The organism is Cetobacterium sp. ZWU0022 (genome assembly GCF_000800875.1).
In the GTDB taxonomy this organism is placed as follows: domain Bacteria; phylum Fusobacteriota; class Fusobacteriia; order Fusobacteriales; family Fusobacteriaceae; genus Cetobacterium_A.
Window position 1 is genome coordinate 17,873 of the sequence record NZ_JRJZ01000089.1, and the last position, 20,622, is coordinate 38,494.

Annotated in this window: 17 protein-coding genes and 1 riboswitch; of the genes, 5 read left to right on the forward strand and 12 right to left on the reverse strand. The window is 31.9% G+C overall.

The genetic code is table 11. From position 1 onward, the window contains the following. Positions 1–34 precede the first annotated feature (34 nt). Genes ilvC through ilvD form a run of 4 tightly spaced genes read right to left on the reverse strand, consistent with a single transcriptional unit; the run spans position 35 to position 4,834 of the window. A complete protein-coding gene (gene ilvC / locus L988_RS07755) occupies positions 35–985 on the reverse strand; it encodes a ketol-acid reductoisomerase (RefSeq protein ID WP_047383150.1) in 951 nt (316 codons plus the stop codon). A 33-nt stretch (positions 986–1,018) separates the two neighbouring features. Continuing rightward, complete coding sequence (gene ilvN / locus L988_RS07760) at positions 1,019–1,501, reverse strand: acetolactate synthase small subunit (protein ID WP_081982912.1); 483 nt, start codon at positions 1,499–1,501, stop codon at positions 1,019–1,021. 3 nt (positions 1,502–1,504) lie between these two features. Further along, on the reverse strand, positions 1,505–3,169 hold the full coding sequence (gene ilvB, locus L988_RS07765; RefSeq protein WP_047383152.1) for a biosynthetic-type acetolactate synthase large subunit: 1,665 nt from the start codon (positions 3,167–3,169) through the stop codon (positions 1,505–1,507). A 9-nt stretch (positions 3,170–3,178) separates the two neighbouring features. Then, positions 3,179–4,834 (reverse strand): dihydroxy-acid dehydratase, encoded by a 1,656-nt coding sequence (gene ilvD / locus L988_RS07770; protein WP_047383154.1) that lies wholly within the window; start codon positions 4,832–4,834, stop codon positions 3,179–3,181. Positions 4,835–5,237: 403 nt separating this feature from the next. On the opposite strand from ilvD, the gene L988_RS07775 reads away from it, so the two are divergent. Both L988_RS07775 and L988_RS07780 read left to right on the forward strand, forming a co-directional pair. Further along, on the forward strand, positions 5,238–6,728 hold the full coding sequence (locus L988_RS07775; RefSeq protein WP_047383155.1) for a PTS transporter subunit EIIC: 1,491 nt from the start codon (positions 5,238–5,240) through the stop codon (positions 6,726–6,728). Further along, positions 6,724–7,392, forward strand: coding sequence for an N-acetylmannosamine-6-phosphate 2-epimerase (locus L988_RS07780; RefSeq protein WP_047383157.1), 669 nt, complete (start codon positions 6,724–6,726; stop codon positions 7,390–7,392). Before L988_RS07775 ends, L988_RS07780 begins: the two co-directional genes overlap by 5 nt. A gap of 71 nt (positions 7,393–7,463) precedes the next feature. Here the strand turns inward: L988_RS07780 and L988_RS07785 are convergent, their stop codons facing one another. The 5 genes from L988_RS07785 to L988_RS07805 form a co-directional block, all read right to left on the reverse strand. Next, positions 7,464–8,615 carry a pyridoxal phosphate-dependent aminotransferase gene (locus L988_RS07785; RefSeq protein WP_047383159.1) on the reverse strand — a complete coding sequence of 384 codons (1,152 nt, stop codon included), beginning with the start codon at positions 8,613–8,615 and terminating at the stop codon, positions 7,464–7,466. Positions 8,616–8,629: 14 nt separating this feature from the next. After that, positions 8,630–9,613 (reverse strand): aspartate-semialdehyde dehydrogenase, encoded by a 984-nt coding sequence (locus L988_RS07790; protein WP_047383161.1) that lies wholly within the window; start codon positions 9,611–9,613, stop codon positions 8,630–8,632. A 15-nt stretch (positions 9,614–9,628) separates the two neighbouring features. Beyond that, positions 9,629–10,831: an aspartate kinase gene (locus L988_RS07795; RefSeq protein WP_047383163.1), complete on the reverse strand. Its 1,203-nt coding sequence runs from the start codon at positions 10,829–10,831 to the stop codon at positions 9,629–9,631. Between the two features lie 99 nt (positions 10,832–10,930). Continuing rightward, a riboswitch (Lysine riboswitch) is annotated at positions 10,931–11,105 on the reverse strand. Positions 11,106–11,142: 37 nt separating this feature from the next. Then, positions 11,143–12,345 carry an argininosuccinate synthase gene (locus tag L988_RS07800; protein ID WP_047383165.1) on the reverse strand — a complete coding sequence of 401 codons (1,203 nt, stop codon included), beginning with the start codon at positions 12,343–12,345 and terminating at the stop codon, positions 11,143–11,145. 11 nt (positions 12,346–12,356) lie between these two features. Further along, complete coding sequence (locus tag L988_RS07805) at positions 12,357–13,070, reverse strand: basic amino acid ABC transporter substrate-binding protein (protein WP_047383167.1); 714 nt, start codon at positions 13,068–13,070, stop codon at positions 12,357–12,359. Between the two features lie 435 nt (positions 13,071–13,505). On the opposite strand from L988_RS07805, the gene L988_RS07810 reads away from it, so the two are divergent. From L988_RS07810 to L988_RS07820, 3 genes are read left to right on the forward strand one after another with little or no spacing between them, the layout of a single operon-like run. Continuing rightward, positions 13,506–15,524 (forward strand): urocanate hydratase, encoded by a 2,019-nt coding sequence (locus tag L988_RS07810; RefSeq protein WP_047383169.1) that lies wholly within the window; start codon positions 13,506–13,508, stop codon positions 15,522–15,524. 12 nt (positions 15,525–15,536) lie between these two features. After that, positions 15,537–16,481: a formimidoylglutamase gene (gene hutG / locus L988_RS07815; RefSeq protein ID WP_047383170.1), complete on the forward strand. Its 945-nt coding sequence runs from the start codon at positions 15,537–15,539 to the stop codon at positions 16,479–16,481. 20 nt (positions 16,482–16,501) lie between these two features. Beyond that, positions 16,502–17,599, forward strand: coding sequence for an SLC13 family permease (locus L988_RS07820; protein ID WP_197053954.1), 1,098 nt, complete (start codon positions 16,502–16,504; stop codon positions 17,597–17,599). Between the two features lie 41 nt (positions 17,600–17,640). Here the strand turns inward: L988_RS07820 and L988_RS07825 are convergent, their stop codons facing one another. The 3 genes from L988_RS07825 to L988_RS07835 form a co-directional block, all read right to left on the reverse strand. After that, a complete protein-coding gene (locus L988_RS07825) occupies positions 17,641–18,612 on the reverse strand; it encodes a metallophosphoesterase (RefSeq protein ID WP_047383172.1) in 972 nt (323 codons plus the stop codon). 13 nt (positions 18,613–18,625) lie between these two features. Continuing rightward, the gene (locus L988_RS07830) at positions 18,626–19,186 is read right to left on the reverse strand and encodes a manganese efflux pump MntP family protein (protein WP_047383174.1); all 561 of its coding nucleotides are present in this window, start codon (positions 19,184–19,186) and stop codon (positions 18,626–18,628) included. A 121-nt stretch (positions 19,187–19,307) separates the two neighbouring features. Beyond that, a complete protein-coding gene (locus L988_RS07835; protein ID WP_047383176.1) occupies positions 19,308–20,615 on the reverse strand; it encodes an NCS2 family permease in 1,308 nt (435 codons plus the stop codon). Between the last annotated feature and the right edge of the window lie 7 nt (positions 20,616–20,622).

Here is a 20,622-nt window from a genome sequence, read left to right on the forward strand (position 1 = left end):
CATACTTCATTTTGTTTACATTTTCAAATTTTTACTATTTTTTCGAAAACATCATATCTCTCAATTCATTTCCAACTAACTCGATCTTATCAGTTTTACATCTATTTCTCATCGTTTTTAAAATTGGATATCCAGTCTGACCTTCCAAGATAAAATCTTTTGCAAATCTTCCATTCTGAATATTCTCTAAAACCTCTTTCATATTTTCTCTACTCTCTTTTGTAACAATTTTTTTACCAGTTACATAATCTCCATACTCAGCCGTATTAGAGATTGATTCTCTCATTGCCGCAAATCCCTTCGAATAAATCAAATCTACTATTAACTTCATCTCATGAACACACTCAAAGTATGCTAACTTCTCATCATACCCTGCATTTAAAAGAGTTTCATACCCTGCTTTCATAAGTTCTACTAATCCTCCACACAAAACAGCTTGCTCTCCAAACAAATCTGTTTCAGTCTCCTCTTTAAAAGTAGTTTCTAAAACTCCTAAATCTAAACAAACGCCTTTTGCCCAATCTTTTGCTAACTGCAAGGTTTCTTTTGATGGATCTTGATAAATTGAGATTAAAGCTGGAACTCCCTCTTTTTCTAAAAATTTCTCTCTAACTTTGTGCCCTGGAGATTTTGGGGCAACCATAAAAACATTTAAGTCTTCTCTTGGATTAATTTGTGAGTAATGAATATTAAATCCGTGAGCAAATCCTAAAAAGGCACCCTCTTTAAGTCCGTCTTTTAAATAATTTTTATATAGTTCCGGTTGATTTTCATCAGGTACTAAAAGCATTGCTACATCTGCAATTTCCGCTCCATTTTTCAAATTTAAAACTTGGAATCCATTTTTCTCTGCTTTATCCCAACTTCCACTATCCTCTCTTAAAGCTACACTGACATCATATCCACACTCTTTTAAATTTAGTGCGTGTGCATGCCCTTGAGATCCATATCCAAATACCACAACTTTTTTTCCTGATAAACTCATATAACTCTCCTCCTCAAAATTTTATTTTTTATTTTAAATCTCAATCCCTCTAGTCATTCCAGAAACACCTGTTCTGGCGAGCTCCAATATTTCAAAGTTTTTAATCAATTTTAAAAACCCATCTATTTTTCCTATATCCCCTGTCAACTCTAAAATCAAACTATGAAGTCCAACATCTACTACTGATCCTCTATAAATATCTAAAATTTGAAGTAACTCTTGTCGACTTTTAGAATCAACTTTGACCTTTATTAAAACCAACTCTCTAAAAACACTCTCTTTACAAAATGCTTTTATAAATTCAACATCAAATAATTTTTCAGCTTGTACAATTACTTGATTCAATGTATACTCATCCCAAAAACCTGTTATTGTCATTCGAACTGTTTCTTCTGGATATCCCTCTCCTGCAGTTATATTTTCAATATTTATTCCCCTTTTCTGAAACAATCCAGATATTTTATTCAAAACACCTGGTTTATTTTTCATAATCAAAAGAATTCTTTTTGCTTCCAATAATTACTCACCTCCGATTGTGTGCTCATAAGATTTTCCTGCTGGTATTATTGGATAAACATTATGATCATATGACATCTTAATGTCCAAAAGGTATGGCTTATCATTTTCTAAAAACTTTTTAATATTTTTTAATTTTTTTAGATTATCTATCCTTTCACCATCCACGAAATGAGCATTTCCCAATTTAACAAAATCTGGATTTATGTCCAAAATCACACTCGAATATCTTCTGTTATTGAAAAGCTCTTGCCATTGTTTAACCATTCCTAAAGCCCCATTATTAAATATCAATATTTTCACAGGCAGATTATATTGTCTTAATAAAATTAACTCCTGTTGATTCATCTGAAAACCACCATCTCCAACAATCAGTATCACTTTTTTATCTCTGTTTGCCACTTGTGCCCCTATTGCAGCCGGAAGTCCATATCCCATGGTTCCTGCTCCCCCTGATGTGCAAAATTGAAATGGTTTTTTTATATCTAGATACTGAGCTGTAAACATCTGGTGTTGTCCTACATCTGTAACCACTATATAATTTTCATCTATAACTTCGTTTAAAACATTTAAAACTGCTAGTTGATTCAAGCACTCTTTTTCTATAAATTCATCTCTTTTTAAAGTCGTTCGCCACTCTTGAAAATTCTCTTTTAAATCTAATTTTAAAACTCTTTCCAATACCTCCTTTGCATCCCCTATAATAGGTAAGTCTACAACTATATTTTTATTCATCTCAGCTCTATCTATGTCTATATGAATTTTTTTTGAATTCGGTGAAAATTTTGTTTTATCTCCTACAATTCGATCATCAAATCTCATTCCAATAGCTATAAGCAGATCGCATTCATCAACAGCTCTATTAGCTTCTTTTAATCCATGCATACCAATCATTCCAAGATACTCCTCATCACTTCTATTAAATATTCCTAATCCCATAAGAGTGGAAACTATAGGAATTTTTATTCTATTTGCAAACTTTCTAACCTCATCGACACATCTACTATTTAAAATTCCACCTCCTACAATCAAAACTGGTTTTTTAGAATTCTTCAAATATTTTTCAAAGTCGAAAATCTCTTTCTCTGTGTATAACGATTTAAATTTTTTAATACTCTCCACTTCAATTTTTAAAAGTTCTTCAAATTGAGAATACTCCATCTCCTGCTCTTGAATATTTTTTGGGATATCTACTAACACCGGCCCTGGTCTTCCGTGCTTAGATAATTCATACGCTTCTTTCAATACCTTAGGTAACTCAAACAGACTCCTTACTAAATAGTTATTTTTTGTTATTGGTGATGTTATTCCAATAATATCACTTTCTTGAAAAGAATCTTTCCCTAAAGCTGCAGTTCCTACCTGACCTGTTATTGTCAAAATCGGAATCGAATCCATGTGTGCTGTCATAATACCTGTGACTAAATTTGTTGCTCCTGGTCCTGATGTGGCTAGGCAAACTCCTGGATTTTTTTTAGTTCTTGCGTATCCATCTGCACTGTGAACTGCTCCTTGCTCATGTCTTGCCATATAGTGATTTATTCCTTTGAAATCATACAATGCATCATAAATAGGAATTACGGCTCCCCCTGGATATCCAAAAATATCTGTAACCCCTAAATATTTTAGTGTCTCTAAAACTATTTTTGCTCCCGATATTTTTTCCACTTTCTCCTCCTATCTAGTTACTGCTCCTTCAGATGAATCTGAAACTAATTTTACATATTTTTGAAGCATTCTATTTTTTATATCTCTTTTTAAAAGTGTTGTACTCGCTTTTCTTTTTTCTATCTCCTCCTTTGATATCAAAAGCTCAACTCTATTTTTAGGAATATCTATCTCTATACAATCTCCATCTTCTACATAAGCTATAAGTCCTCCATCCGAAGCTTCTGGTGATATATGACCTATAGCAGCCCCTCTAGACCCACCAGAAAATCTTCCATCTGTTAGTAAAGCACAATACATATCTAATCCCATACCTACTAAAGCTGCTGTTGGTGATAACATCTCCCTCATTCCAGGCCCACCTTTTGGACCTTCATAACGAATAACTATTACGTCCCCCTTCTTTATTTTTCCGCTCAAAATACTTTCATAAGCTTCCTCTTCAGAATTAAAAACTTTTGCTTCCCCTTTATGTACTAACATGCTTTCATGAACCGCTCCTGATTTTACAACTGCACCCTTCGGAGCTAAATTTCCTTTCAGTATAGAGATTCCACCTGTATCAAAATATGAAGATTCAAAATCTCTAATTATATCTTTATCTAATATTTTTGCTTTTTCTGCAATCTCTAATATATTTTTTAGTAAAACTGTCTGATTAGATTTCAACAAATCTTTTTCTTTTAAAATTTTTAAAACAGCACTTACTCCTCCGGCTTCATCAAACTCCTCTATAAAATGTGAATTTGCTGGAGATAATTTAACTATCTGCTTTGTTTTTTTTGACACTTCATCAAACATATCTAGATTCAGTTTTACCTCACATTCATAAGCTATTGCTGGTAAATGAAGAGTTGTATTTGTCGACCCTCCAAGTGCCATGTCAACAAGAACTGAGTTATATAAGCTTTTTTCATTTATAATATCTCTCGCTCTAATATTTTTTCTAAATAATTCCATTACCTGAAATCCGGATTCTTTGGCTAATCTTTTTCTTTCTGAATATACACTGGGTACCGTTCCGTTCTTTGGAAGTGCTATTCCCAATGCTTCTGTTAAGCAATTCATCGTATTTGCAGTATACATTCCTGAGCATGATCCACATGTTTTACAAGTCTCGTGCTCCGCTTCATTCAATTCATTTACTGACATCTCTCCACTTTGAACTTTTCCAACATATTCAAACAGATCTGAAATCCCCACTTTTTTTCCTTTAAATTTTCCAGCCAACATTGGTCCTCCACCTATAAAAATTGATGGTAGATTTAATCTTACAGCTGCCATCAACATTCCTGGTACAGCTTTATCACAACTAGGCATAAAAACAAGCGCATCAAAGGGCATTGCGTATGCTGTTGCTTCTATTGAATCTGCAATAAGTTCTCTTGTCGGAAGAGAGTTCTTCATCCCCTCATGCCCCATAGCAATTCCATCACAAATAGCTATTGTATTAAACTCCATCGGAACTCCTCCATTCATTCTTATTCCAGCTTTGACCTCCTCGACAAGATTTTTTAAATGAATATGACCTGGAACAATCTCATTATATGAATTTACGATTCCCACTTTGGGAAGCTCTAGCTCTCTCTCTGTTAATCCCATTGAATAAAAAAGTGCTCTATGTGGTGCTCTACTTAATCCTTTTGTTACAATCTCGCTTCTCATTTTGGCCTCCCTCAGTTTTAAAAATTTATAAAAAAAAAGAGCTTAAATCTATAGACTTAAGCTCTTAAAACTTCATACCTTTTGCTCAAGCCTTTATTTTTATAACAAAATAAGGCTTGAATATTTTCAGAGATATAACTCATCAAATCCAAACCCAAAAGCATATTATTATAATTATAGTTAACATGTTTTTAAATTTGTTCATGAGCTCCTCCTTCTTTAATTTTTTATAGATTCTATATCAATCTCTCTCAAATGTCAATATTTTTTTAAAAAATAATTATATGTATTTTTTTTATTACTATTGTATTTTTTTTAGTTATATGATATATTTATTGCATACACTAGAAAATAATTTTCATTTTTTCATCAATATATTCAAAAAATTTTCAGGAGGATTATCATGTTTAAAAATTTACAAAAAATTGGTAAATCGTTTATGCTTCCTATCGCTATTTTACCTGCTGCGGGATTACTACTAGGTATAGGTGGAGCTCTTTCTAATTCAAATACTGTTAATGCATATCCATTTTTAAACATTCCTTTTTTACAAGGAATTTTAAAAGTCATGTCAGCTTCTGGAGAAGTTATTTTTGCAAACTTAGCACTAATAATGTGTATTGGTTTAGCTATCGGTTTAGCAAAAAAAGACAAAGGAACTGCTGGTTTAGCTGGAGCTGTTGCTTTTCTTGTTATGAATGCATCTATAAAAGGATTAATTACAGCTTTCAATCCTTCTGTAGTCTCAATTGATACTGGAGTTGTCGGTTCTATTGTTATTGGTTCTATTGTTGCCTTTTTACATAATAGATATAGTAATGTAAAATTGCCTGCAGTATTAGGATTCTTCGGTGGTTCAAGATTTGTTCCAATTATCTCATCTTTTACTGCAATAGGTATCGGAATACTATTCTTCCTGACTTGGCCAACTTTTCAAAACTGGTTAACTTTTGCTGGTAAATCTATTGCAAGTTTAGGAATTTTAGGAACATTTCTTTATGGTTTTCTTTTAAGACTTAGTGGTGCTATCGGCTTACACCATATGATTTATCCCCTATTTTGGTATACTGAACTTGGTGGTACTGCTGAAATCGCTGGTAAATCTATTGTTGGAGCACAAAATATTTTCTTTGCACAATTAGCTGATCCAAATCACACTGGTTTATTTACAGAAGGAACTAGATTCTTTGCTGGACGTTTTGCTACTATGATGTTTGGTCTTCCTGGTGCTTGTCTTGCTATGTATAAGTGTGCTCCTCAAAATAAAAAAAATGCTGTTGGGGGATTATTCCTTAGTGGTGCAATTACATCTTTCATAACAGGAATAACAGAACCTATTGAATTTATGTTTTTATTTGTTGCTCCTTGGCTATATGGTGTTCATGCTTTCTTTGATGGATTATCTTTCCTTGTAGCTGATTTATTAAATATATCTATCGGAAATACTTTCTCAGGTGGATTAATAGACTTCACTCTTTTCGGAGTTTTACAAGGTAATGCTACTACAAACTGGATTTATGTTTTAATCGTTGGAGCCTTCTGGTTTGCTCTATACTATTTTACTTTTTCATTCTTAATAAAACGTTTTAATATTGCGACACCTGGAAGAGAAGGTGATGACCAAGAAATTAAAATTATCACTAAAGATTCTTTATATGAGACATCTAAAGAGATTTTAGCTGCTCTTGGTGGAAAGGAAAATATTGACGATATTGATGCTTGTATAACTAGACTTAGAGTTTCTGTCAAAGATGTTTCTAAAGTTGATAAAATCAAGATTAAGAATTTAGGAGCAACTGGTGTTTTAGAAGTTCAAGGTGGAATACAAGCTATTTTTGGAGCAATGGCTGATCCTATAAAACAAAAAATAAACGAAATCATAGAAAATAATTAAGGAGGAAATCAAGAAAATGAATAAAGGTCTTATTGTTTCATGTCAAGCGTTAGAGAGTGAACCACTACATAGTTCTTTTATTATGGGAAGAATGGCTGTTGCCGCTGAAATGGGCGGAGCAGTTGGGATTAGAGCTAATGGCGTAGAGGATATTTTAGAAATAAAAAAATTAGTTGATCTTCCTATCATTGGAATTATAAAAAAAGATTACGAAGGAATGGTTTCATATATCACTCCAACAGAAAAAGAATTAGAAGCTTTAATTGCAACTGATATAGATGTTATCGCTCTTGATGCAACTATAAATGCTGATATTGAGCTTTTAAAATCTTTAAAAATAAAGTATCCAAATCAAAAATTTATGGCGGATATCTCAACTGTTGAAGAGGGGATTCGTGCCGAAGAGTTAGGGTTTGATTTTATTGGAACAACTTTAGTTGGTTATACCGAGCATTCTAAAGGATTAAATAACTTTGATGTTTTAAAAGAACTTATAGCTAAATGTAAAAAACCTGTTATTGCTGAAGGGAATTTTGATACACCTGAAAAATCTAGGTCTGCTATGGAGATGGGTTCATATGCTGTTGTTGTAGGTGGAGCTATAACTAGACCTCAGCTAATCGCTAAAAAATTCAGCGATGAAATAAACAAAGTTAATTTCTAAAATAAAAAAAGAGGCTGACCAAAATGGTCAACCTCTTTTTTTCCTCTACCTTTAAAAGTTCAATTCGATTATTAATTTTTACTGATGAAATCTATAAACCTATCAATAGCCTCATTTAAAATCTCTTTATCCTTAACCAAAGATATTCTGATATAGTTATCCATTCCAAACGCAACTCCAGGAACAACAGCAACCCTCTCTTCTTCTAAAAGTTTTTGAGCAAACTCTAAAGAACCTAATTCAGTTATTCCATCCAATGAAATAAATATATATATAGCTCCTTTCGGTTCTATTGCAGATATATTTGCTTCTTTCAATTTTCTATATACTAACTGAGCACGCTGTTTATAAATTCCTACCTGTTCCGATATATCCTGACATTTTCTAGCAGCAATAAGAGCTCCTCTTTGAGATATAATGCTTGGTGATGTCACCGCATATTGATGAACTTTAACAAGATAATCTCTCAATTTTTTATGAGCTATAATATAACCAACTCTCCATCCTGTCAATGAATGAGACTTTGAGAATCCATTTACTAAAATTACATTCTCTCTGTATCTATCATCTAAAAACGTATTGTGATTTACATCAAAAACAAGCTCACTATAAACCTCATCACTTATTATGTAGATATGATTTTCTTTTACAAACTCTAAAATTTCATCTCTATTTTCTTTTGATATAACAACTCCTGAAGGATTTGATGGATAGTTTAAAATTATGGCTTTTGTTTTTGAAGTGACATATTTTTTTAAAGTTTCCACTGTCAATTCAAAGTTGTCTTTCGAAGTATCTACTTTTACTAAATTAGCTCCTGCTAAATTTATCAGAGGTTCATACCCTGGGTATACTGGTAGAGGTGCGATAACCTCATCACCTGGTAAAATAACAGTTCTAATTGCCGTTGATAATCCCTCTGTACTTCCAACTGTTATGATTATCTCATCTGATTTTACATCAACTTTATACTTCTCTCTATAAAATTTTGCAATCTCTTCTCTTAGCTCTATCATCCCACCAAGTTGCGGATAACCTAACTTCCCCTCTTGCATATACTCTATAGTTCCATCTATAACCTCTTTTGGCTGAGGCAAATCCGGCTCACCAATTGTTAAATTGATAAGCTCTTTCTCTCCATCTTCATACTCTCTACACGCTTCTGCTATTTTTCTAATAACAGATATCTCTATTTTATCTAAATTTGGATTTACTTTTAACATATTTTCTCCTCGAACTACTTTTTCATTAAAACCTCTGCAATCTGAATTGCATTCGTTGCTGCTCCTTTTCTTATGTTATCAGCTACAACCCAAAGATTTAATCCATTTTGGATACTAAAATCTTTTCTGATACGTCCAACAAAAACATCATCTTTTCCTGTTGCTGACGCAGCTAAAGGATAAATACTATTTTGTACATCATCCTCTAAAATTATTCCATCAAACTCTCTAAATTTAGCTTTTAACTCCTCTATATTAGGCTCTCTTTCTAACTCAACATTTATAGATACAGAATGCCCATTCATAACTGGAACTCTAACACAAGTTGCCGTCACAGGAAGCTCCCAATTACCTAAAATTTTACGAGTTTCGTTTATCATTTTCTCCTCTTCTTTTGTGTACCCATTTTCTAGGAAAGAATCTATCTGTGGCAAACAGTTATTCACTATTGGATGAGGATAAGTTTTTGGTGCCTCTCCTTTAAGTCCTCTCTCTAAATCCTCTATGCCTTTTATTCCACTTCCAGATACAGCTTGATAAGTTGAATAAACAACTCTTTTTATTCCATAAAGATCATTAATCACTTTTAAAGGAACAACCGATTGAATCGTTGAACAATTTGGATTAGCTATTATACCTTTATTTTTAAATATATCCTCAGGATTTACTTCTGGTACAACTAAAGGAACATCCTTATCCATTCTCCAAGCACTACTATTATCAACCACAACTACACCTTTTTCACTCGCAATAGGTGCAAATTTTTTACTAATATCTCCTCCTGCTGAAAATAGTGCTATATCTATATCCCTATCGAAACTATTTTCAATTAGCTCCTCTATAACTAAAGTTTTTCCTTTAAAAATAACCTCTTTTCCTGCTGAACGAGCTGATGCAAATAGATATAAATTATCTATCGGTAAATCCCTCTCCTCTAAAACTTTTAAAAATGTTCCTCCAACTAATCCACTCGCTCCAACTATCGCTATATTATACATTGCTTTATCCTCCTATTATATTGAAAATACTTCTGCTAGTCTTTCTACTACTTTTACCGCTTCATCCTCTTTTATGATTAACGATATTGAAATCTCTGATGTTGTACACTGATAAAACGCTGCATCTATATCTGCTAAAACTTCAAATACTTTTGCTGCTACTCCAAAGTTGCTTATCATTCCTATTCCTACTAAAGATATTTTTACAACTCCCGTTCTTTTTGTAACTTCTATTGCAGGAATCTCTTTTCTAATATCCTCTAATGAGTTATTTAGAAAGTGATCATCTGTTAAAGGACAAGTGAATCCTATACTTCCTTTTATATTCTGAACCTCATTTTGTGATATCATATCTACATTTACACTATGCTTTGCCAGATTATTAAAAACAGTAGCTACATTTTTAGGTACTCCTGAAAAATTCTCTAGATTTACCATTATAACATTTTTATTTATAGATATTCCAGTCACAGCTTTTTTCTCTATTATCTCACTACTATCACAAATATATGTACCTGTTTCAACCCCTAAAGTTTGCCCAACATATATTCTAACTCCATACTTTTTTCCTATCTCAACCGCTCTTGTCTCCATTACACCAGCTCCTAAATTTGCCATCTCCATCATCTCCTCGTATGAAATTTTTTCTAGTTTTTTTGCATTTTTATAAACTCTAGGATCTACTCCAAATATTCCGGTAACATCTGTATAAATCTCACAATCACATTTTAAAGCTGCTGCCAAAGCTACAGCACTCGTATCTGATCCTCCTCTTCCAAGAGTTGTTACATCACCATTATCATTTATACCTTGAAACCCCGCAACTATAACTACTTTTCCATCTTTTAGATGTTTTTCTATTCTATCTATCTTTATGCTCTCTATCTTATTTTTTGTATGAACTCCACCAGTTCTAATTCCTGCTTGAGCTCCTGTTAAAGATATTGCCTTACACCCCTGCTCTTTTAAAGCCATACTCAAAAGAGATGTTGTTTGCTGCTCTCCTGTGGATAAAAGAGAATCTAGTTCTCTTACATCAGGGGTATCCGATATCTCCTTAGCTAACTTTATAAGTGCATCCGTTGTCTTACCCATTGCTGAAACTACAATTACAACTTCATCACCCTCTTTATAATTTTTAGCTATATCCATAGCTATATTTTTTATTTTTTCTGTTGTTGCAACTGAACTTCCACCAAATTTTTTTACTACTCTCATTAGTTCCTCCTCCGATGACATTATAATAAAAAAAACGATAGTCAAAAAAATAACTATCGCCTGAAAAACTCATTTCAACTATGTTAGCTTAAAATAATAATCTACGATAGCACAACACCATTTCGGTGACAGTTGTATAAATCTTCTTTATACACCCAGCTCATCTTTCTAGTAGAAAAAGTTGAACTTCGGCGAACTTCCCTTTCAACAAACCTCTTTGACCTACTAAATCTTAGTTTGTTTACTTTTGAATTTCGCAACCTCTATCAAAATATTAATTTAAGGTAGAATATCATTTTTTTTTTAGAATGTCAAAACTTTTTTCTTAGTAAGGCTTCAATCTTAATCGGTAGACCAAATAGATTTATAAATCCTTCTGCATCTTGTTGGTTGTAAACACTATCTTTTTCAAACGTTGAATACTCCTCTGAGTACAATGAAAATGGTGATGTTGTTCCTGCTAAAATTATATTTCCTTTATACAATTTTAATTTCACTTCACCTGTCACAAACTCCTGTGTAACGTCTATAAAAGCTGATATTGCCGCTCTTAAAGTTGTAAACCACTGCCCATTATAAACTAATTTTGAAAAATCGTGAGAAAGTTTTACTTTCTCTTGGTAGGTATCTTTATCTAAACACAATCTTTCTAACTCTTCATGTGCAAAATATAAAATCGTTCCACCTGGCGTTTCATAGACTCCTCTTGATTTCATTCCAACCAATCTATTTTCGACCATATCTAAAACACCAATTCCATGCTCTGATCCTATTTTATTAAGTTTTTTTATGATTTCAACACCTGATAACTTCTCTCCATTTAAAGCTACAGGAACTCCTTTAATAAACTCTAAAGTTATATATTCACTCTTCTCGTTTGCAGCTTCTAAAGTTTTTACCCATTGTAAAACATTTTCAAAATTTGGCTCTTTTGATGGATATTCCAAATCAAACCCTTCGTGACTCACATGAAAAAGATTCTCATCTCTACTGTATGGAGATTTTTTATGAAATGGAAGAGTTATCCCTTTTTTCTCTAAATATTCTATCTCCTCCTCTCTAGATTTTATATCCCAAATACGCCACGGTGCTATTACCTTTAAAGATGGATCAAGAGCCTTTATAGCTAATTCAAATCTAACCTGATCATTTCCTTTTCCTGTTGCCCCGTGCGAAATATATTTCGCTCCTTCTTTGTGTGCTATCTCTACTAAGGCTTTTCCTATTACTGGTCTTGCCATAGAAGTTCCTAGCAGATATTTATTTTCATATATTGCACCAGCTTTCAGAGTTGGAAATATATAATCATTTACAAACTCCTCTACTTTATCCACCAAATAAAATTTTGATGCTCCTGTCACATAAGCTTTCTCTTCAATGGCTTTAAAATCCTCTTTTTGTCCAACATCCACAGCAACAGCTATAACCTCGTAATCATAATTTTCCTTTAACCAAGGTACTATAACCGATGTGTCTAATCCCCCAGAGTACGCTAAAATAACCTTTTCTTTCATTAATATCCTCCCTAGTTAAAATATTTTATAATAAGTTTGTCGTAAGTTCCCTCTTCTTTTATCTCTTTTAAAGCTTTATTTATCGATTCTACAAGCTCTTTTTTCCCTTTAGCAACAGCTATAGCATACTTCTCCTCTTCTGCATCAATTTTTACAACTTTCAACCCTTTATTTTGTGATATGTAGCTTCCTGCTGGTGCTGAATCAAGAATCATAGCGTCTATCTTTCCAGAACTTAAAGCCATGATTGCACCCGGTGCTGAATTGTATTGGATTTTATCTATACCCTCAATTTTTGAAACCATCAAATCTCCCGTATATCCTAATACTACTCCCACTTTTTTCCCTTTTAATGCATCTAGATTTGCAATAGTTGAATCCTTTTCAGGTACTATTATCACTTGATTAGCTACAAAATAATCATCTGAAAAATCTACAAACTTTTCTCTTTCAGCTGTCATAGTCATTCCAGCAATGACTAAATCCAATTTATTTGTCTGAAGTGCTGGAAGCAGTCCATCAAATGTTATGTTTTTTATTTTTATCTCCTTTCCTATTTTTTCTCCGACCTTATTTATTAAATCAATATCAAATCCAACTATCTCACCATTTTCCATATATTCAAATGGTGCAAACTCCGCATTTGTTCCCACATATAAAACATCATTTCCAAAACCTAAAACTCCCATAATACAAAATAAAACTACTGATAACATCTTTTTCATAATACTTACCTCCTAATTTTTATTTTTTATATATTTTATTTTTGAGTATAAAAAAAGTCAGTGCTATCAAAACACTGACTCAAAATACAATTGTAACTTTATAGAATAATAAAAAATCTATAGCATAACAACATTAATGAGATTGTTTTTTAGGGCACACAAAAATATATTCTTTTTGTTAATTCTAGTTTGTGTCCTTAAAATCCTTCTCATAGTCATCTGCTTTCCTCCTTTAATTTTTTATTTGAAATGATAATATCAGATTTGATATGAAAATGTCAATCTTTTTTTGAAAAAATTTTTTCACTTTTTTTATTTTTATTTATACAGTATATTTTTTTAATTCTAATTCTATATAGAATATATTTTATTTTTATGACTTTATGAGGTAATAAATTACTGTTCTTAAATATATTTTATTTACTGGAGGAGATTATGTTAAATCAAGAAATTTTCAATGCGATGACTATTAAATTAACTGCTGCTGATATTCCTTTAGAGATTCAAAAATTTGATCCTAAAATCAGAAGAGCTCCTAAAAGAGTTGTTCACTTAGAAAAAGATGAAATTGCACTTGCTCTTAAAAATGCTCTTAGATATATTCCTGAGGAGTTTCATGAAATGCTTGCTCCTGAGTTTTTAGATGAACTTAAGACTTATGGGAGAATATATGGGTATAGATTTAGACCAACTGGAAATATCTATGGTAAACCTATATTTGAATACAAAGGAAACTGTACCGATGCTAAAGCTATCCAAGTTATGATTGATAATAACCTTGATTTTGACATCGCTCTTTATCCTTATGAACTTGTTACTTATGGTGAAACAGGACAAGTTTGTCAAAACTGGATGCAATATAGATTAATTAAAAAGTATCTTGAAAATATAACAATGGATCAAACTCTTGTTGTAGCTTCAGGTCACCCGACTGGACTTTTTAAATCTCACCCTTCAGCTCCTAGAGTTATAATTACAAACGCTCTTATGATTGGAGCTTTTGATGATTATGACAACTGGGCTAGAGCCGCTGCCCTTGGAGTTGCTAATTATGGACAGATGACAGCAGGTGGATGGATGTATATCGGTCCACAAGGAATTGTTCATGGAACTTATTCAACAATCTTAAACGCTGGTAGACTTTTCTGTGGAGTTCCTGCTGATGGTGACTTAAGAGGAAAACTTTTTGTTACGTCAGGTCTTGGTGGAATGAGTGGAGCTCAAGGAAAAGCTACTGTAATTGCTAAAGGGGTTTCTATTATTGCAGAAGTAGATCTATCTAGAATTCAAACTAGATTAGAACAAGGATGGATAAACAAATTCCTTTCTACTCCAGCTGAAGTTTTCACTTTAGCAAAAGAGAAAATGAATTCTAAAACTCCATATGCCATAGCTTATCACGGTAATATTGTAGATCTATTAGAATACGCTGACAAAAACAACATTCATATAGATCTTCTATCTGATCAAACTTCTTGTCATGCTGTTTACGATGGAGGATATTGTCCTGTTGGAATAACATTTGAAGAGAGAACTAGACTTCTAGCTGAAGACAGAAAAACATTTAGAAAATTAGTTGATGAAACTTTAGAAAGACACTATAATGTTATTAAAAGTTTAACTAGTAAAGGTGTGTATTTCTTTGATTATGGTAATAGCTTCCTAAAATCTATATATGATATAGGAATTAAAGAGATTTCAAAAAATGGAAGAGACGATAAAGGTGGATTTATATTCCCATCATATGTTGAAGATATTTTAGGTCCTGAATTATTCGATTATGGATATGGTCCTTTTAGATGGGTTTGTTTATCTGGAAAAAAAGAGGATTTACTTAAAACTGATGCTGCCGCTCTAGAGTTAGTTGATCCAAATAGAAGATACCAAGACAGAGATAACTATGTTTGGATTAAAGATGCCGATGAAAATGGCCTTGTTGTTGGAACTCAAGCTAGAATATTCTATCAAGATGCTATGAGTAGAACTGCTATAGCTTTAAAATTCAATGACATGGTTAGAAAAGGAGAGATTGGTCCTGTTATGTTAGGACGTGATCATCATGATGTATCTGGAACTGATTCTCCATTCAGAGAAACTTCAAATATTAAAGATGGAAGTAATATCATGGCTGATATGGCAACCCAATGTTTTGCCGGAAATGCAGCTAGAGGAATGACTATGATTGCTCTTCACAATGGTGGAGGAGTAGGAATAGGAAAATCTATCAACGGTGGATTTGGAATGGTCCTAGATGGAAGCAAGAGAGTAGATGAGATCTTATCTACAGCTATGCCTTGGGATGTTATGGGAGGGGTTGCAAGAAGAGCTTGGGCAAGAAACCCACACTCTATTGAAACAGTTATCGAGTTTAACAACAATAATCTTGGAACTGATCACATCACACTACCATATATTGCTAGTGAAGACTTAATTAATAAACTATTAGATAAATAACAGGAGTGAGTTATGTACTGGAATGGAAGAGTAGACGGTGAAGAGTTAGATGTTCTTAGAATTCATCAAGTTGTTAAAATTATGACTCTTGAAGAGTTAGTTAATGTGGACTTCGATGAAAAAAAAGTATGTTTTGTTAGTTTTAACTCGGATGAAGGTGTGAGAAGAAACTCTGGAAGATTGGGAGCTAAAGATGGATGGATTCAAGTTAAAAAAGCTTTGTCAGGCTTTCCTATATTTAAAGAGAATCTAAAATTTTATGATTTAAAGTTTCCAATTGAAGTTGTTGGGCATGATCTTGAATCTGCACATACTGAATTAGCTAATATTGTTGCAGAACTTAAGAAGAGAAATTTCTTAGTTGTTCTTTTAGGCGGTGGACATGATATAGCCTTTGCTAACTATAGTGGTATTTTACAATACGCTTTAGAAAAAAATACAACCCCTAAAATTGGAATCATAAACTTTGATGCCCACTTTGATATGAGAGAGTACTCTAACGGAAGAAATTCAGGAACTATGTTTTTACAAATAGCTGATATATGTAAAGAAAAGAACCTTAATTTTGATTACAATGTTTTTGGAATTCAAAAATTCTCTAACACAAAAAGGCTTTTTGATAGAGCTGATCATCTTGGTGTAAAATACTATTTTGCAGAAGAGATAAGAACAATTCCTAACGATGAACTTTACTCTATTTTAAATAGGAATGACTATATTCATCTAACTTTATGTACTGATGTATTTCATATTACATCTGCACCAGGAGTTAGTGCACCTCAAACTTTTGGTGTAAATCCTAGAAATGCCTTACCACTACTTAAAACAATTGCTAGATATTCTAAAAATTTAACAATTGATGTTGCTGAAATCAATCCTACATTCGACTATGATGATAGAACATCTCGATTGATGGCAAACATAATATATGAACTTATTCTCTGTCATTTTGAATAGTATACTGGAGAGGATAAATTTTGAAAGAGTTATTTAATAGATTAAAATCTGAGTCGCTATTTCTTATAGCGACCCTTTTTGCTGCCTTGAGCAGTTTTATTTCATTACCAAAATTTTCATATATTGATACTCATGTATTGATGATACTTTTTAATCTGATGGTTGTTGTTGAACTCTACAAAAAAGAGAGTATTTTGGATTTTATAGCTATCAGTTTTTTAAAAAAGTATAATAATCAAAGAGTTATATGTGCTGCTCTAATATTTTTAGTTTTTTTCTTTAGTATGTTTTTAACTAATGATGTGGCACTTATAACTTTTGTACCTCTAACTATAATAATTGGAAAAAAATCAAATTTTTCAACTTTAAAAATTGTTATTTTAGAAACTATTGCTGCTAATTTAGGAAGTGCTTTAACCCCTATGGGAAGCCCTCAAAATATTTTTATATTTTCTAAATTTGCACCTTTAGCTATAGAGTTTTTTAAAATTACAATTGGAATATCATCTTTAGGTTTAATTATTCTTTTAGTTATTAATTTTTTTACACCAAAGGATCAGCTATATTTTGAGTTAGACATACCTATTTTGAATAAAAATTTAAATGTTTTATTTTCATCAACTATTTTTATTTTAGTTTTGATGAATATATTTTTTAAATTTCCAATAACCTATGTAACTCTTTTAAATCTAACTTATCTTATTTTAAGAAAAGAAAATATTTTAAAAGAATTAGATTGGATTCTTTTGGCTACTTTTGTCAGCTTCTTTATATTTGTTGGTAATCTTTCTAATATAACTTTTATAAAAGAGATAATGACAAATTTACTGGCAACTGATTTAGGAATATATTTAACTGGAATCTTTATGAGTCAAATTATCAGTAATGTTCCTGCTGCAATTCTTATTTCTGGTTTCACAGCAGAATGGAAACCTCTTCTTATAGGAGTTAATATTGGTGGTCTTGGAACTTTAATCGCATCGTTAGCTAGTTTAATATCGTATAAACTATATCTTGATGAATATCCTGAAGATAAAAAAGAATATTTTAAGATTTTTTCAATTTTAAATTTTGCAATTCTAATTCTTTTAGGAAGTCTATTTATATTTTTCATCTAAAACAAAAGCCTAGCAAAAAGTATTTTTGCTAGGCTTTTAATTTAATAATATAAATCTATAATATTTATCTCACTCGTACTGTTAACTCTATACGGTATAAGCCATGAGCTAAATCCAGCACTCACAAGTGTATGAGTTTCCTCAAATTTTTTATATCCATGATAATTCTTATACATTTTTTTTACAATTAAATTATATGGAAAAAACTGTCCTCTATGTGTGTGTCCACAAAGCTCTAAATCAATTTTATTTAAAATTGCTTCCTCTATTGAATTCGGATTGTGATCTAGAAGGATTGTTGGTAAATCAGTATTTATTTTTTTTGTTAAATACGCAATTTTTTTTCTTCTTTTATTTGTAACATCATCTCTTCCAATTATATTTACTCCATCAACTGTTAAAACTTCATCTCTTAAAATTTTTATCCCCAAGTTTTCAATATATTTTATATTAGATTCAACTCCGCCTTGATATTCATGATTTCCAACAATAGCATAAATACCATATTTAGGCGTTACCCTTCTAAAACTATTTGAAAAATTCGATTTTATATCTCTACAACTATAATCTATTAAATCTCCACCTATTAAAAGAATATCTGGTTCCTCTTCAAACATTCGCTCTAACGAACGCTCTATATTTTTTTTATTAGTTAATGCAGATAGATGAACATCAGATATAAAAGCTATTCTCAACTTTTTACCTATATTATGATTTTTTAAATGAATCTCCATTTTTATTACTCTAGCAACTGAAAAGTTGTAATAAGAAAAAACAAAAAATATCGGTAAAACTATAAAAGCTACAGTTAACATATCAAATTTAGTTAAGTTGTAAAAATGATTTACAACTCCTAGTATAATCAATAGAAAAAATATATAGTGAGTTATAAAAATATAGTTACCCAAAAATCTTCCTAAAAAAATATTTCTTCTAAAATAACTACGTCTTAAATATATAATTGGTAAAATTGCTAATAAAAACATAAAATTTACTAAAAACAATCGTTCCATAGATCTCTCCTCTTTAGATAAAGTGACTTACGAAAGCTTTCAACCCCATTAAAACTAAAATTCCTCCACCTAGATATTCTGTTTTATAACTTATTAGATGCCCCATCTTATGTCCTAAGAAAACTCCAATTGAAGCTATAAAGAAAGTTATTATTCCAATTATTTCTATCGAATAATATATATCTAAATTTGGAACCAATGAGAATGAAAATCCAATAGCCAAAGCATCAATACTTGTAGCAAACCCTAATAAAAGTAAATTCGACACCATATCGCATTTACCTTTCTCTTCGCACTCTTGCTCTTGCCATCCATCATAAATCATTTTCCCACCAACAAATAATAATAGTATTGTTGTTACAATATAATCATACTGCGATATTTTTTCTGCAAAAACTCCACCTATTCTCCATCCAATATACGGCATCAAAGCCTGAAATCCTCCAAAAACAAGTGCAATTCTAAATATGTTCCTTTTTTTTAATCTCTTCATTGCCAATCCCTCTGTCAATGAAACTGCAAATGCGTCCATAGCCAATCCTATAGATATTAATACTAGTGATAACGTGTCCATATCTTCCTCCAAATTAGTTTTGTCAATTTACATTATACATTTTCCTCGGAATTTTCTCAATTCCTTTGAAAAATTTCTTAAAAAAAAGAGAGAAATAAATTCTCTCTTTCAAAGTTATTGATTAAGATACAACCAAATTTAAAACTGATAATGCACCGATTACCCAAAGTGTTAAATTTATTTTCTTTATCTCTCCCGCAGCTACGTGAGTTATTATATAAGCAACAAATCCAAAGCTTAATCCAATACTAATACTGTAAGTTAACGGCATCATAACTATAGTTATAAATGCTGGAACAGCTAACTTCATATCTGTAAAATCTATATTTCCTATAGATTTAAACATAAATACTCCAACTAGTACTAATGCTGGTGCTGATGCGTACCCTGGAACTACTCCTACTAAAGGAGTGAAAAGTAACGCTAATAAAAATAGTCCACTTGTAACTAATGAAGCTAATCCTGTTCTAGCTCCAGCTGCTATTCCAGCTGCTGATTCAGCAAACGATGTTACTGTACTCGTTCCTAAAACAGCTCCGATTAAAGTTGAAGATACATCTACTTGAAGCATTCTTTTTAAACCTTTTGCTCCTTCATCCCCTTGAACTAGTCCCATATTTTTATAACAAGCCATCATAAATCCTAAAGAATCAAATAAATCTATAAACATAAACGAGAAAATCGATCCTATTAATGATATTTTTAAAGCTCCTAAAATATTAACCTTCATAAAGATCGGTGTTATTGCCGGTGGCATTGAAACTATTGCTGTTGGTGCATCTACTATTCCTAAAAACATACCAATTATAGTTGTTATTGCTATACTTATTAAAATTCCACCTCTAACTCTTTTTATCTCACAAACAGCCATTATAGCCAATCCTAAAATTCCTAAAACAGTTGGTAAAGAGAACTTTCCTAATCCTACAAAAGTTGCTGGATTGGCTACAATTACCTCCATATTTTTAAGTCCTATGAATGCTATAAATAATCCAATTCCTGATGTCGCCGCTGTTGAAACAACTGATGGAATAGCATTTGCTATCTTTTCTCTTATTCCACCTAGTGTCATAAGCAAGAAGAATAGTCCTGATATAAATACAACACCTAATGCATCCTCCCAAGAAACTCCTTGCCCTAAAACTAGTGTATAAGTAAAGAATGCATTCAATCCCATTCCTGGTGCTAAAGCAAATGGTGCATTTGCCCACAGTGCAGCTATTCCTGTTCCTATCGCAGTTGCTAGGCAAGTAACTGTTATTAGTGCTCCTTTATCCATTCCAGTAGCTGATAGTATTGCTGGATTAACGAATACTATATATGCCATTGTTAAAAACGTTGTAAGTCCGCCTAAAACCTCTGTTCTAACAGAACTTCCTCTCTCCTCTATCTTAAAAAATCTATTTAATTTATCTGTTAATGTGCTCACTTTATCC